Genomic DNA, 13,195 nt, shown 5'->3' with positions numbered 1-13,195 from the left:
TGTAACAGTGTTTGACGGGCAGGTCAGGCCCGGAGCCAGACGGACGGGCCCACTGCAACCCTCGGGATTCCGCCTGCGTCTGAAGCCCACCTGCAAAGAGAGAGGAAGAACCCGATGACTCGTGCTTTCCGCCCGATGGCACTGCTTTGCGCATTCGCCGCGCTCGCTCAGTGGGCGCCGGCTCAAACGACTGCGGCTCAAACGGCAACGCCACCCGATCCGTCAACGCTGGTTTCGCGGAACAGCCATCCCTTCTCCTATACGAGCACGACGCTCGAAGGCTCCGGAGCGGAGTTCCTTCGTGCGCAGACGGCGCGAAGTCAGTTCGTACTGCTGGGCGAAGAGCATATGGATCATGCCATCCCGATCTTCTCTGCCGCGCTCTACAGGATGCTTCACGACCGGCACGGCTTTCGGCATGTCGTAGTCGAACAGGATCCGGTCGCGATCGATGAGGCACTGCAGCCACCCCGTCGGGGCGATGCGGAGCGGCTGGCATTGCACGCACGGCGAAACCCGGGACTGTTCGAGTTCGACAGCGACGAAGACCTGACCTTCCTGGCTGTCGCCGGATCGATCGAGCAGGGTCCTGATGCCATCTGGGGCGTCGAGCAGACGACGGGCGCTGTCCGATACCTGGAGGAACTCGTCGCACTCGCACCCAACGACGCTGCACGCGACGAAGCGAAGCGAACGCTCGCTGCCGCCAAAGCAGTCGATACGGGTCCCACCTACAGCGTGCACTGGCTGATCGATGCGCGTACGCCTGCAGCGGTCGACTCACTACGCCAGGCGTTCGCAGCGACGCCAGGATCGCGCGCTGACTATCTGTTGTCGAACCTGGCGAAGTCGTCGGAGATCTTCGGCTACTACCGTCGCGCCGAAGCCGGCGAGTTCGTCGGCCTCTACAACAACACCGTCCGCGAAGAGGTGCTGAAGAAGCATTTCCTCACGCGATATCGCGCTATCGCGAAAGACGGAAAGTTACCGAAAGCCTTGTTCAAGTTCGGCGCGAATCATCTCTATCGCGGCAAGAATCCGACGCAAGCCTTTCCCATCGGCAATCTCGCTCACGAGCTCGCGATCGTGAACGACATGGACGCCTACGGACTCTTCGTCATCATGCTCGGTGAGGGATATGCGTCCTACGACGACTACCCGGCGTGGATGCGGCCGCTGCTGCCCATGAATGCTCCACAGAATCCGGTCGTCATCGATCTGCGTGCGCTGCGGCCGTATCAGCGGCTATTTCGCCAACAGGTGGAAGCGGCCCAGCAGTGGGAACTGCAGTGCCTGCTGCATGGCTATGATGCAATCGTGATTCTGCCGGGGTCGAAGCCGGCGTCTCGGAAGCTGGGCGGGCGTGAGTAAAGAGGAAAAGATTTCACACGGAGTTCACGGAGAACACGGAGCTACAAAGGCCGGAAGGAAGTCGTCCGATCTTTTCGATCTCCGTGTACTCCGTGAGCTCCGTGTGAAATTCCGCTCTGAAACTCTGCTCAGCGTTCAACGGCTCGATCGAATCCCGCCGATCCCCGCATGACGCTGCGATGCGCGCTCGAGCAGCAACTGCTCGACCGCTATGCGCGCTTCCTCTTCCGAGAGGTCGGGTGCAAGCTCGAATACTTCGCTGGGATCGAACGGATTGGTGACCAGCGTCGGCGGACGCTCGTCGACCACTGGATCAGGTTCCTGCGGAATCGTCGACACGATGACCGGCGCCGGTTCGATGTGCTTCGGCGCGGAGTACATGTGATTGGCAGCGACAACGACGCCGCCGACGACAGCGAGCCCTACGCCCCACGCCATCTTCGGCAGTGAGAAACCTTGCTTGCGAGCGGGCGATGGCACTGCCTTTGCTTTCTCAGCTTGCACGCGGACCGCTGGCTGCTCCTTGGTCACAGCAATACTCGCCGCGACAGGCTCCGATCCTTTGGCGGAAGCAGCGGCAACCGGCAGGCTCAACAAATCCTGTGCAGTCAGTTCGACTTCGGTTTCGGACGTGTCCGTAAAGTCGATGTACCCGGACTCTTTCATGCGGCACCTCTACCAGGGAGCTTTGCACAAACTAAACGATGAAATGACAGACCTCAAAGGAGTTATGTCACCACGCCCATCCTGAGCCGAAGAGCGTGAGAACAGTCACGCCGCAGAACGCTGCCGCAGGATGAATGTTCCGGCCGGCTACGACAACTCCTGACGAATGTGCTTTCCATAATTCAGTCGTTGCGCAGTCATCGCACGACTCAGCGAACAAGGCCTGCTCGATAATCCGTGTATCGAGGACGCCAGTGCAGCAACTCGCGGGCTCGGGCGTTGCGCACGCGGAAGGAAGGAAAGCCGGGGCGTCCGCCGGACAATGGCGGAGCAGTTCTGGCAACTGAGCACACGTACGCGAACACGTCGCGCCACTGCGCTGGTTGATCGTCAGCAATGATCAATGCGAGACGCGACGGCCAACGTTCGAGCGCGGCCACTGTCGCAGCTGCCATGTCAGCGATATGCGAGAGCGACACGTAGTCGAGCCCTTCTCCAGGGAATCGCAACTTTCCCGCTGCTGCCCGCGCGAACCAATCGTCGTCGAATCCCGTTCCCGGACCATAGAACAGCCCGCCGCGCAGGATCAGCCAGTCGAGATCGCAGGATTCGACTGCAGCTTCCATCGAACGAACGGCAGCAATGGCCGCGCCGGAAATGCTCTGCTCGTCGACGGGATGAAACGTCTCTTCATCGGCCCACGCATCGCCGCCACCTCCGTGCGTCATCGCGATACTTTGCTGAACGAATCGGGCGACGCCGGCATCACGGCATGCACGAATCAACAACGGTGTTCCTTCGCGACGCAGCCGATCATTCGCCGCGAAGTCGCCGCCCTGCGCATTCGGCCGCGGCAGACTCGTCGCCAGGTTGATCACAACGTCGCATCCCGCAACTCCCGCGCGGAGCGATGCTTCGTCGAAGATATCCGCTGCGACGACTTCGGCACCACAAGCCGCGGCGACCGTTGCCGCGGCCGGGTTCCTGACCAACGAGCGGATTCGATGACCCGCAGCGGCAAGCTGCGGCAACAGATGTCGTCCATAGACTCCGCTCGCTCCGAGCACAGCGATATGCATACGTGTTGTTCCCCTGATATCGGACGCGGCGACGATCTCGTCAGCGTCGTTTCCTGATGGTCTTCTTCGAAACCCGAGGCGGCGTTTTTTTCGCTGCCTTCTTCGCTCTCTTCGGGCGCGGAGCGATGCGTGTCGGATCACCGACTGTTTCGTTCAGTTCGACAGCTTGCTTCACGAGCTTCCGTGCGGTTGCCGCGCTCACCGACATGCCTTCCAGCAACTCCAATGTCGCCATCTCGTACTTGCCACCGGGTTTGAGACGAGGCTCGATATCCAGCAAGCGCTGGCCGCGCCAGAAGCCGAACAGGACGCGATGAGCTTCAGCGCGGATGAGGAACGCGGGCCCGTTCGACAGGTAAACGAGATGGCCCCACTTCACGACTTCTTCCGCGGGGATCGAGCGAGCCGCACGGCGTAGCGCGATCACGAATTCCTGTTGCCAGCCGCAAAGGCCTTCGACGTAGGCGTCCGGGTTGGCTGCGGGGGGTGTCTTCTGCATGAAAGATCCTTCTGAAAAGACCCGACGCCCCGTCATTCCCGCGAAAGCGGGAATCCATGTCTTCGACTGGAATGGATGCCCGCTTCGCCGGAATGACGGATGGCGGGCCTACGGAACACGCTCGCCAACGAACTCCTGTCCCTGCTGCCGGAACACGACCTGCTTCGCCGCGCCGCGCTGATCGGGCCGGAACACGAGACGCCACTCCCGTCCGCGGGCGAAGAACGTCGTCGGGTTCTCGGCCAGTATCTCGACTTTCGCCTCGCCGGTCGATTCGACGAAGAGCCGATCACCTTCCAGCGTCACATCGTCGATGGAGCCCGGCGCGTACTGATACTTGCCCACGTATGTTGCAAGCGTCTGGCGCGGCAGTGCAATGGGCTGAGGATCGGAGGGGATGAGATTCTCCGCAGCGGCAATGAGAATCCATCGGTCCGCGCGACGCAGATACGTTTCCATTCTGCGCTGTTCGAGTGTCTGAACGTGCCCATTCACTTCGGTGAATTCCGTGATGCGGTAACGAACCGCCGCGACGCCTTCGTGAAAACGCACCTGGATGTCCCCCGGATCGCCGAACCAGCTTCGGACGGTGGACGGACGGTTGGCGATCGCCTTGAGAATGTCTGCCTTCGTCTCGCCGGCACAGAGGCAGTCGTCATCGACGAACGAGCCCCATCGGGCAGCATCGCCCTGGCGATAGGCGTCGAGCCGCGAGCGGATGGTTTGTGCGATTTCGGTGTCCGTCGCGGCGAACACCTGTGATGCGGAAATCAGGCACAGCGTCAGGATCGCCGGGAGGAATGTGATCTTCATTCGGCGAATTGTAGCCGCGGCATGCGCGGCTGTTGATCGTGCAATGGTTCAGTCGGCAGGCAGCATCTGGGGATTCCAGGCCACTTCCCACAGGTGCCGGTCAGGGTCCTGGAAGTAGCCGGCGTAGCCACCCCAGAACGTCTCCTTCTCCGGTTTGACGATGTGCGCTCCGCCAGCGCGCGCCTGCGCCATGACGGTGTCGACTTCAGCCTTCGACGCCACGTTATGCGCGAGACAGAAATCCGTCGGACTCGCCGCGCTCACTGCGATGCCAGCGTCGTGGGCCAGGCTCGCCCGTGGCCACAACGCAAGCCGCAACCCTGACTGCAGATCGAAGAACGCAACCGCCCCATGCTCGAATTCGGTGCCGACGATGCCCTGCGTCCGCCAGCCAAGACCGTCGCGATAGAAGCGAACGGCACGCTCGAGGTCATCGACCCCGAGCGTGATCAGCGTGATTCGAGGCTTCATCGGCGCTTCAGGATCCGCGTCGCGCGGCTTCGATGGTGGCGATGTCGATCTTCTTCATCTTCATCATTGCCTCGAACGCGCGCTTTGCGGCCGCCTGATCGGGACCGGTGGTTGCTTCCATCAACACGCGCGGCGTGATCTGCCAGGACAGTCCCCATTTGTCCTTGCACCATCCGCACGCACTCTCCGCGCCGCCGTTCCCGACGATGGCGTTCCAGTAACGATCCGTCTCCGCCTGGTCCTCGGTGAGGATCTGAAACGAAAACGCCTCGCTGTGCTTGAAGGCCGGGCCGCCGTTCAGACCCAGGCAGGGCACGCCGGCGACAGTGAACTCCACCGTGAGCACCTGCCCTTCCTTGCCGCCCGGGAAGTCGCCGGGAGCACGGTTGACTGCCGTCACTGCGCTGTTGGGAAACGTCCGGGCGTAGAACCTGGCCGCCTCTTCTGCCGCTGCGTCATACCAAAGACAAATCACGTTCCTGGCCATCGTTGTCTCCATCTTGTGTTGGTTGATCCGCACTGCTGGAACTAGGACGGGTCGGCGATACGAAAACCGACATAACTTCCCAGCGGTTCCGCCATTGCGTCACCGTTCGACGTCAGAGCCGAAAAAGATGCTCCGCGGGCCCACCCTTCCGGCGATCTCGTGCGTTACAGCCGTCAGGTACTGCACAGGATTCTGAAAGGCGATGACCGACGCACGCAAGCCGCTCACGGCCCTCCTTCTGACCGTTCTTCTCGCCGCCTGCAGCAACGGCGACAACAACGACGACTCATCAGGCGAAACGCCGCCACCTCCGCCGCCGCCGGTAACGGGACGCGGCACACTGGTCGTGAGTCCACCCGAACGTCTGGCCACATACGATCCGTCGCAACTGCTGGCGCTGGTCGACGCCGGCTCGGCGGCCGAGGAATTGCTGGAGCTCATCGTCGATCCGGTCTGCGCGGTCGACGTTCACCAGCTGCGTTACAACACACTCGATCCCGCGGGCAATGCGATAACGGCATCAGGCGCTCTGATGATTCCCACCGGCACCGACGCCGCATGCCAGGGCCCGCGACCGATCGTCGTGTACGCGCACGGGACGAACGCCGAACGCTCATTCAACATCGCGAACATCACGGACTCGAGCAGCGGCGAAGGATTGCTGATGGCACTGGCGTTTGCAGCGCGTGGCTACATCGTCGTGGCGCCGAACTATGCGGGCTACGACACCTCTTCACTGACCTGGCATCCATACCTGCACGCGCAGCAGCAGGCGGATGACACCGCCGATGCACTCTCAGCGGCTCGCAGTGCATTGCCAACAAGCACAGCGCCTGCGGTGAGCGACAGCGGCAAGCTGTTCATCACCGGTTATTCGCAGGGTGGGTTCGTGGCAATGGCGACTCATCGGCTTCTGCAACAGAACGGCACACCTGTCACGGCATCCGCGCCGATGTCCGGGCCCTACGCGCTCGGCGCATTCGGCGACGCCGTCTTTCAGGGGCAGGTGGTTGGCAGTGCGCCGCTATTCGTCAGCTGGCTGGCCACGTCGTATCAACGCGCCTACGGCAACATCTACGCAGCGCCAGCGGACATGTTCGATGCCCGCTATGCGCCCACGATCGAGTCGCTGCTGCCGACGGCCGCAAGCCGCTCAGCAATTTACGATCAGGGCCGGTTGCCACGCGAGCAGTTGTTCAGCAGTACGCCGCCCGACCCGGCCTTCGCCGCGTACACACCAGCAACATCACCAGCGGATCTGGCACCAGTCTTTGCACTTGGCTTCGGCCCGGACGCGCTGATCCTGAACAGCTACCGGCTGAATTACCTGCAGGACGCCCAAACCAATCCGGATGGCGGCTTCCCGACGCGAACCGACGGCAGGCCGGCGGCGGCGCCAGCGAATGGATTGCGTCAGGCCTTCAAGGCCAACGATCTGCGAACCTGGGTGCCGGCTGCGCCGACGTTGCTGTGTGCCGGCAATGAAGATCCCGTCGTGCTGTACCTGAACACATCGCTGATGCAGCAGTACTGGGCAGACAACGGCGCCACGAGCGTAACGGTGCTCGATGTCGACGACGAGCCGTCGCTCGACGACCCGTATCTGGAATTGAAGGCGGGATTTGCAGCGGCGAAGGAAGCGCTCGAACTGAGCGGCGGCACGACGGCCGTGCTCGAGGCGTATCACACGTCGCTCGTGTCACCGTTCTGCCTGGCGGCGGTGACCGAGTACTTCGATGACAGGTAAGCGCTCGTCATTCCCGCGTGCGCGGGAATGACGAACGTGTTTACTTGCCGTACGAAGGATTGAGCTCGAAGATCTGCTTGCAGGTCTGCTCGTTCACGAAGTCGTGACCGATGACGTTGGGCAACGACCACCGGCTCATGCTCATCTTGGCTTTGATCTCCGTGAGGAAACTGCCGAGCTTCGCGTGAGCGCCGTCACCGCCCTTCGTGTTCGATGAAACGTTGCCGCCGGTCTGCTGCCAATAGACCCAGTGCAGATGGTCCTGGCGGTGACCGTGATGCTCGTCGGCGGCGCCCTGCGCGGTTTTGAGCACGTCCTTCATTTCCTTCTTGCCCTTGTAGGTACCGCAGAAGCAGAGGCCGGAGGTGTTCGACGTCCCTTCGGAATACTTGAACATGGGCAGGTATCCGTCCTTGGCACTGAACCCCTTGTGGAATTCGGAAGCGAAGACCATCACGACCTTGCCGCGCAGGTCGTCGAGAGTGCACAGCGCCACGTTGCCATCCTTGTTGTAGACGTATTTGGCGTTGTCGCCCGTCGCCATGAACTCGTTGAGCGCATTGCCGACTTCCTGAGGGCAGTACGTGTGCGAGACGCGCAGGATGACGAACTCGCTCTCATAGGTTTTCACGAACGCCACGGCATCCTTGACCGCGGTCATGAAGGAACCGCCGTAGCCGCCGAACGCGCCGGTGCTCTTGCCGATCTTCGGCCACTTGAACTTCTCGGCCGCGAAGTGACCCATCGTGGGCTGCACGATGCTCTTGCCCTTCTCGTCCTTGACGCGCTTCAGGAAGACGCGAACGTCGAAGACGCGCGATCCGGAGTACGCCTGGTTGTAGATGTTGGAACCCTGGCAACGGGCGTATCGCTTGGGGCACGCGACCCGGGTGAGGCTGTCGCCGTAGACACCGGCATCGTGGCTCGCAGGCAGGACCATTTCGATCAACTGCGGGTTGTCCTGTATCCGGCTCATCCAATTGGCGTTGGTCATCGCGGGCGATCCTCGTTTCTTGTGGGAGCGGCCGGCCTTCGACGAAGGGCCGGTATCGGACCGATTGCAACGCACTGCCCGCGGTGCGTTCCATGCACAGGTCACAGATTCGAGACCTGTCCCGCGTAACACGCGTCGCCCAGACTTGGAGCGTCAATTCGATGACGCCGCACTGTCGTCGGACAGGATAGCCCGATTCGGCCGCCGAATCGTCGTGGCCCCGGACTTGCAGCGATGCTGCCGGAGAGAAAAAACACCGGGGATTCTTCATGAACGCATTCATCGCCCACCTGCCCAAGGCCGAGCTTCACGTGCATCTCGAGGGCACGCTCGAGCCCGAGCTCAGCTTCGCACTCGCGAGGAAGAACGGGGTGGCACTCGACTACGACACTCCCGAAGCGCTGCTGGCCGCCTACAACTTCCACGATCTGCCCTCGTTCCTCTCGATCTACTACAAGGCGATGAACGTTCTTCAACACGAAGACGATTTCTTCGAACTGACCTGGCAGTACCTCGCGAAAGCACGCGAGCAACACGTCATCTACGCGGAGATGTTTTTCGATCCGCAGGCTCACACGAGCCGCGGAGTCGCCTTCGATACGGTGATCCGAGGCATCCGTCGCGCGCAGGAACGTGCGCGAGCGGAACTTGGAATCGACACTCAGCTCATCCTCTGCTTCCTGCGCGACATGAGCGCGGAATCGGCAATGCAGACGCTCGAACAGGCGCTGCCGTACAAGAAATGGATCGTTGGCGTGGGGCTCGACTCGGACGAGAAGAACAATCCGCCGGTCAAGTTCGCGGAAGTCTTCGCACGCGCGCGGCGAGAGGGATTGAGACTCACGATGCATTGCGACGTGAACCAGCAGAACACGCTCACGCACATCGACCAATGTCTCGATGTCATCGGCGTCGACCGCATCGATCACGGCGTCAACTCACTCGAGGATCCGTTGCTCTGCAAGACGATCCGCGAACGCGGCCTCGGCCTGACGGTTTGCCCCATCTCGAATCGCTTCGTCGTTCAGAACCTGACCGCCCCCGAGATTCAGCGAATGCTGCAGCTGGGAATGCGCGCGACGATCAACTCGGATGATCCGGCATACTTCCGCGCGTACCTGAACGAAAACCTGACGGCGCTCCATGATGAAGGCGGCCTGAGCCTCGCGGAGATCGTGCAACTCGTGAAGAACAGTTTTGTCGTCGCGTGGCTGCCGGAGGAAAAGCGCGCGGCGTATCTGCAGCAGGTTGAGAACTACCTGCGACGGGCGGCGTAGGCAGGTCCCGTCATTCCCGCGCAAGCGGGAATCCATCTTTACTCCATCACTCCCACGCAGGCGGGAGTCCATCTTTTTCCGTCACTCCCGCGAAAGCGGGAGTCCATCTCATTCAAGGCATGGTTCCCGCTTGCGCGGGAATGACGGCGGGGGCACACAGTCTGACCAGCGGCCCGCGGGCTATCCGGCGCACGTCAGCGTAGCTGACTATCTTTGCTCCCCCGCCTGTTATATCCCGCGAACTGCGCCTCCTCCTTGTCCTCCGCCTCCTGGCAAACGACGCACAGGCGCACGCCCGGAACAGCCTGCTGACGGGCTTCGGGAATAGTCGCTCCGCATTCTTCGCAATGAGTGAGGCTCGGCCCGGAAGGCAGGCGCGCCTTGGCCCGGCTGATGCCGTCCTTCACGGTGGCATCGATCTGATCCTGCACCGCGCCATCGCCTGCCCAACCTGTCGCCATCACCCTCTCCGCCTGCGAATCACTACAGCCCCCTTCAATCAGCGAGGCGGCCTCACTTATTTATGGCTGCTGCCACCCGGAATGCAAGCCGGCCTCAGATGTCGCGGCGCATGATGAACATCCCGATTTCTCCCGTATCGGCCGCGAAAGGCTGCTCGCCGCAGATGCGGAATCCGAGCCGCGCATAAAGGCGCTGGGCACCAGCGTTCGTCTTGAGCACGTCCAGCCAGATGAGTCCGCTGCCGCGAGCAACGGCCTCTTCGATGATGACGTTCACCAGCCGGGCGCCATGGCCTTTGCCGGTGATGCCGCGACGGAAATAGATCTTCTGCAACTCCGCGCCGCGCATGCCGGTGACGGGTTCAATCGCATTCCAGTTGACCTTCGCGAACCCCGCGACCCGATCCGGCGATTCGGTCGCGATCCACCAGGAATGACGATCGGGCGCAGCGAGCGTCGTTCGCAAGGCACTCTCCGAAAAATCACGCTCGAGAAACCGCGACAGGTTCCCCGGTGTCCAGATCGCGCTGAAATGGTCGCTGTAAGTCTCCCGACCGATTTCGCTGAGCACCGCGACGTCGGCGAGCGAGGCGGCAGCGATGCTCAAGGTGGCTGAACTCATCATGCTTGCCAATGTAAACGAACCCGGATCGATCTCAGGCGTTGCGAGGATCATCGTCAAGGATCCGCCCTCTGCGGCCGGATTTGTCGGAAGGACTGGGGGCCACGCGTCCTCGGGCTTCCACACTCATTGAGAGGTATTCGCCGTGAGCACCGAAACCGTCCCCATGCCACCAATCGTTTCGCCGGACGAATGGCTGCAACGACGCAAAGCCCTGCTCGAGGAAGAGAAGGAACTGACGCAGCACTTCGATCGCGTCAACGCCGCGCGGCGCCGATTGCCGATGACGAGAGTCACGAAGGATTATCGCTTCGACGGCCCGAACGGCAAGGTCAGCCTGCTCGACATGTTCGAGGGGCGCCGCCAGCTCGTGATCTATCACTTCATGTTCGATCCGGGCTGGGAGAAGGGCTGCGTCGGCTGCACGGGTCTCGTCGATGAGATGGGCGATCTGTCGCTGCTCAATGCGCGCAATACGACGTTTGCGCTGGTGTCGCGTGCGCCGCTGGAGAAGCTGCAGCGCTTCAAGACCCAGAAGGGATGGAATCGCACCTGGTATTCGTCACAGGGCAGCGACTTCAACTACGACTTTCACGTGACGCTGGATGAGAAAGTCCGGCCGGTCGAATACAACTATCGCAGCAAGGCTGAAATCGAAAGCCTCGGCGCCCCAAGCGGTACGCAGGGCGAAGAGCATGGCCTCAGTGTGTTCTTCCGAGTGGGCAACGAGGTGTTTCACACGTACTCAACCTACGCGCGTGGCACCGAGTCGATCACTGATTCATACGCGCTGCTCGATCGCACGCCGTATGGCCGGCAGGAGAGCTTCGAGGATTCGCCGGAGGGATGGCCTCAGAAGCCGACCTACGGGTGAGGAGCTTCCGTCACTCCCGCGCAGGCCTCTCCGTCACCTCTGCGCGGGCCTCTCCGTCACTCCCGCGAAAGCGGGAGTCCATCTTTAGCGCAGACGCCTAAGGCGGATGGATTCCCGCTTTCGCGGGAATGACGGCAGCACCAGACGTCAATGACGGCAGCACCAGACGTCAGTGCTTCCCACCTCTCGTCCCTTCAACGCCTCTATCGGCATCCGGCAGATCCTCATCCTCGCCGGTTTCGCCCTGACGGCCGGTGGCGCGAGCCGAGCCCCGATCCGCCTTGATCGTCCGATCGCCTTCAGGCACCGGATCGCCGATCTCGACACGATCGGCGGCTTTGCGATCAGACTCGCCGCCGCGATCGGCCCCGTCTGCTCGCTTGCCTGCTTGCTTGTCTGCTCGTTGGGGCTGTGGAGTCGCCACCTGGGTCTGATCTTCATCCGAGCCTTGCTGCTCTGGACGGAACGTTCCCTGCTTCTGCTTCGACGGCCGCTGGCCTCCCGTGCCGGGCCCCTGTGGATTCGCCATGTGCATCACCCTCGTACCGGAAATTGCCAGATTGGCGAGTTCCTAACGTTCCGCGCGTACGATGGTGCCCAGTGTGTTTGCGTAGGACGAACGTAGTGTCGCGGTGGTCGTTCTCTTCAGCGGGCTGCGCGCGACGAGCACGAGCCAGCGCCGGAAGAGACTTTCCGGCTCACCGCTCACAGCTCGCAACTCGTCGCTCGTCGCTTGCCCGCCGCAGGCAGAATGTCCCACGCCCTGCCGGATTGACGTTTACACACGGATGGCCGGGCCCACCGGTTGTACCATCCGCACCGGCGGCTTCACCGTCCAACCTTCATGCGAATTCAAAGGGGGATACGACATGTGCGACAACGACTCGATGGACGACATGATCGAGTATCAGCTGCGATCCAAGGAGCTCTCGCGACGAACGTTCGGTGCGCTGGCGGTTGGAACGGGGCTGACAGCCATGATGCCCGGCATCGCGAACGCCGCCGAGACGAAGGAATCGGAGATCGAGATCAAGACGGCTGACGGCGTGTGCGATGCGTACTTCGTTCATCCCGCGAAGGGCAAGCATCCCGGCGTGCTCATCTGGCCGGACATCTTCGGCCTGCGCCCCACGTTCCGGCAGATGGGCAAGCGCCTCGCTGAATCCGGCTACTCGGTCCTCGTCGTGAATCCGTTCTACCGCACGAAGAAAGCGCCTACAGCGCCCGAGAAAGCAAACTTCCAGGATCCCGAAACGCGCTCGGCACTCATGGCGCTCGCAGGAACGCTGAGTCCGCAGACCGTGCTCACCGATGCGAAATCCTTCATCGAGTATCTCGACAAGCAATCCTCCGTCGACACGAAGCGCAAGATCGGAACCACCGGCTACTGCATGGGCGGACCGTTCACGATGCGCACGGCGGCTGCGTTTCCCGAGCGGATCGGCGCGGGCGCTTCGTTCCACGGCGGCGGTCTCGTCACTGACAAGCCCGACAGTCCGCATCTGCTCGTGGGGCAGATGAAGGCGCACTATCTCTTCGCGATCGCCGACAACGACGACAAGCGTCAGCCGGAAGCCAAGGACGCACTGCGCGAAGCGTTCGCGAAAGCAAAGCTGCCCGCGGAGATCGAGGTCTACCCGGCAATGCACGGCTGGTGCCCTCCGGATTCGCAGGTCTACAACGAAGAGCAGGCTGAAAAGGCGTGGGGACGCCTGCTGGCGCTGTTCAAGGAAGCGCTCGCTTGATTTGCGGGCGTCAGCGAGGCCAGGCCGCCTCGCTGACGCCGCACCCGTCGCCGCGATCCCAACAAGAAGCTTCGAACGCGCGGCTGTCG

At 62.1% G+C, this 13,195-nt stretch carries 15 protein-coding genes; 5 read left to right on the top strand and 10 right to left on the bottom strand.

Annotation, left to right across the window (positions count from 1 at the left end; translation table 11 throughout):
* Positions 1-114: 114 nt before the first annotated feature.
* On the top strand, positions 115-1,371 hold the full coding sequence (locus tag HNQ60_RS22080) for a hypothetical protein (protein WP_184334929.1): 1,257 nt from the start codon (positions 115-117) through the stop codon (positions 1,369-1,371).
* A gap of 135 nt (positions 1,372-1,506) precedes the next feature.
* Here HNQ60_RS22080 and HNQ60_RS22075 read toward each other — a convergent pair whose 3' ends face one another.
* The 6 genes from HNQ60_RS22075 to HNQ60_RS22050 all read right to left on the bottom strand — a co-directional run bounded on the left by HNQ60_RS22075 (position 1,507) and on the right by HNQ60_RS22050 (position 5,386).
* Entirely contained in the window at positions 1,507-2,037 is a 531-nt protein-coding gene (locus HNQ60_RS22075) for a hypothetical protein (RefSeq protein ID WP_184334928.1), read from the bottom strand.
* Between the two features lie 209 nt (positions 2,038-2,246).
* The gene (locus tag HNQ60_RS22070) at positions 2,247-3,116 is read right to left on the bottom strand and encodes an NAD-dependent epimerase/dehydratase family protein (protein ID WP_184334927.1); all 870 of its coding nucleotides are present in this window, start codon (positions 3,114-3,116) and stop codon (positions 2,247-2,249) included.
* A gap of 40 nt (positions 3,117-3,156) precedes the next feature.
* A complete protein-coding gene (locus HNQ60_RS22065; protein WP_184334926.1) occupies positions 3,157-3,615 on the bottom strand; it encodes a DUF1801 domain-containing protein in 459 nt (152 codons plus the stop codon).
* Positions 3,616-3,723: 108 nt separating this feature from the next.
* Positions 3,724-4,428: a nuclear transport factor 2 family protein gene (locus tag HNQ60_RS22060; protein ID WP_184334925.1), complete on the bottom strand. Its 705-nt coding sequence runs from the start codon at positions 4,426-4,428 to the stop codon at positions 3,724-3,726.
* Positions 4,429-4,476: 48 nt separating this feature from the next.
* A complete protein-coding gene (locus HNQ60_RS22055) occupies positions 4,477-4,899 on the bottom strand; it encodes a VOC family protein (protein WP_184334924.1) in 423 nt (140 codons plus the stop codon).
* Positions 4,900-4,906: 7 nt separating this feature from the next.
* The gene (locus HNQ60_RS22050) at positions 4,907-5,386 is read right to left on the bottom strand and encodes a VOC family protein (RefSeq protein WP_221304385.1); all 480 of its coding nucleotides are present in this window, start codon (positions 5,384-5,386) and stop codon (positions 4,907-4,909) included.
* 202 nt (positions 5,387-5,588) lie between these two features.
* Between HNQ60_RS22050 and HNQ60_RS22045 the strand changes: the two genes are divergently transcribed.
* Entirely contained in the window at positions 5,589-7,133 is a 1,545-nt protein-coding gene (locus HNQ60_RS22045) for a S15 peptidase family protein (protein ID WP_184334922.1), read from the top strand.
* Positions 7,134-7,173: 40 nt separating this feature from the next.
* Here the strand turns inward: HNQ60_RS22045 and HNQ60_RS22040 are convergent, their stop codons facing one another.
* Positions 7,174-8,127: a PI-PLC domain-containing protein gene (locus HNQ60_RS22040; protein ID WP_184334921.1), complete on the bottom strand. Its 954-nt coding sequence runs from the start codon at positions 8,125-8,127 to the stop codon at positions 7,174-7,176.
* Positions 8,128-8,396: 269 nt separating this feature from the next.
* Between HNQ60_RS22040 and HNQ60_RS22035 the strand changes: the two genes are divergently transcribed.
* Positions 8,397-9,404 (top strand): adenosine deaminase, encoded by a 1,008-nt coding sequence (locus tag HNQ60_RS22035; protein ID WP_184334920.1) that lies wholly within the window; start codon positions 8,397-8,399, stop codon positions 9,402-9,404.
* A gap of 194 nt (positions 9,405-9,598) precedes the next feature.
* Here the strand turns inward: HNQ60_RS22035 and HNQ60_RS22030 are convergent, their stop codons facing one another.
* Both HNQ60_RS22030 and HNQ60_RS22025 read right to left on the bottom strand, forming a co-directional pair.
* Positions 9,599-9,865: a DksA/TraR family C4-type zinc finger protein gene (locus tag HNQ60_RS22030; protein WP_184334919.1), complete on the bottom strand. Its 267-nt coding sequence runs from the start codon at positions 9,863-9,865 to the stop codon at positions 9,599-9,601.
* 94 nt (positions 9,866-9,959) lie between these two features.
* Positions 9,960-10,541, bottom strand: a complete 582-nt coding sequence (locus HNQ60_RS22025; protein WP_221304384.1) for a GNAT family N-acetyltransferase — start codon at positions 10,539-10,541, stop codon at positions 9,960-9,962.
* Between the two features lie 112 nt (positions 10,542-10,653).
* Here HNQ60_RS22025 and HNQ60_RS22020 point away from each other — a divergent pair, with 112 nt between their 5' ends.
* Positions 10,654-11,361 carry a DUF899 domain-containing protein gene (locus HNQ60_RS22020; protein ID WP_221304383.1) on the top strand — a complete coding sequence of 236 codons (708 nt, stop codon included), beginning with the start codon at positions 10,654-10,656 and terminating at the stop codon, positions 11,359-11,361.
* A gap of 169 nt (positions 11,362-11,530) precedes the next feature.
* Here HNQ60_RS22020 and HNQ60_RS22015 read toward each other — a convergent pair whose 3' ends face one another.
* A complete protein-coding gene (locus HNQ60_RS22015; protein ID WP_184334917.1) occupies positions 11,531-11,890 on the bottom strand; it encodes a hypothetical protein in 360 nt (119 codons plus the stop codon).
* Between the two features lie 340 nt (positions 11,891-12,230).
* Here HNQ60_RS22015 and HNQ60_RS22010 point away from each other — a divergent pair, with 340 nt between their 5' ends.
* On the top strand, positions 12,231-13,106 hold the full coding sequence (locus tag HNQ60_RS22010; RefSeq protein WP_184334916.1) for a dienelactone hydrolase family protein: 876 nt from the start codon (positions 12,231-12,233) through the stop codon (positions 13,104-13,106).
* The last annotated feature ends 89 nt before the right edge of the window (positions 13,107-13,195 follow it).

The organism is Povalibacter uvarum (genome assembly GCF_014202975.1).
In the GTDB taxonomy this organism is placed as follows: domain Bacteria; phylum Pseudomonadota; class Gammaproteobacteria; order Steroidobacterales; family Steroidobacteraceae; genus Steroidobacter; species Steroidobacter uvarum.
The sequence above is the reverse complement of the archived record's forward strand: the minus strand, read 5'-3'. Positions and strand labels throughout refer to the sequence as shown.

Bases quoted from the DNA above. Each gene is read 5' to 3' on its own strand.
- HNQ60_RS22040 (WP_184334921.1), bottom strand. From the start codon at position 8,127: ATGACCAACGCCAATTGGATGAGCCGGATACAGGACAACCCGCAGTTG.
- HNQ60_RS22030 (WP_184334919.1), bottom strand. From the start codon at position 9,865: ATGGCGACAGGTTGGGCAGGCGATGGCGCGGTGCAGGATCAGATCGAT.
- HNQ60_RS22015 (WP_184334917.1), bottom strand. From the start codon at position 11,890: ATGGCGAATCCACAGGGGCCCGGCACGGGAGGCCAGCGGCCGTCGAAG.
- HNQ60_RS22045 (WP_184334922.1), top strand. From the start codon at position 5,589: ATGACCGACGCACGCAAGCCGCTCACGGCCCTCCTTCTGACCGTTCTT.
- HNQ60_RS22025 (WP_221304384.1), bottom strand. From the start codon at position 10,541: ATGATCCTCGCAACGCCTGAGATCGATCCGGGTTCGTTTACATTGGCA.
- HNQ60_RS22070 (WP_184334927.1), bottom strand. From the start codon at position 3,116: ATGCATATCGCTGTGCTCGGAGCGAGCGGAGTCTATGGACGACATCTG.
- HNQ60_RS22065 (WP_184334926.1), bottom strand. From the start codon at position 3,615: ATGCAGAAGACACCCCCCGCAGCCAACCCGGACGCCTACGTCGAAGGC.
- HNQ60_RS22075 (WP_184334928.1), bottom strand. From the start codon at position 2,037: ATGAAAGAGTCCGGGTACATCGACTTTACGGACACGTCCGAAACCGAA.
- HNQ60_RS22035 (WP_184334920.1), top strand. From the start codon at position 8,397: ATGAACGCATTCATCGCCCACCTGCCCAAGGCCGAGCTTCACGTGCAT.
- HNQ60_RS22055 (WP_184334924.1), bottom strand. From the start codon at position 4,899: ATGAAGCCTCGAATCACGCTGATCACGCTCGGGGTCGATGACCTCGAG.
- HNQ60_RS22010 (WP_184334916.1), top strand. From the start codon at position 12,231: ATGTGCGACAACGACTCGATGGACGACATGATCGAGTATCAGCTGCGA.
- HNQ60_RS22050 (WP_221304385.1), bottom strand. From the start codon at position 5,386: ATGGCCAGGAACGTGATTTGTCTTTGGTATGACGCAGCGGCAGAAGAG.
- HNQ60_RS22080 (WP_184334929.1), top strand. From the start codon at position 115: ATGACTCGTGCTTTCCGCCCGATGGCACTGCTTTGCGCATTCGCCGCG.
- HNQ60_RS22060 (WP_184334925.1), bottom strand. From the start codon at position 4,428: ATGAAGATCACATTCCTCCCGGCGATCCTGACGCTGTGCCTGATTTCC.
- HNQ60_RS22020 (WP_221304383.1), top strand. From the start codon at position 10,654: ATGCCACCAATCGTTTCGCCGGACGAATGGCTGCAACGACGCAAAGCC.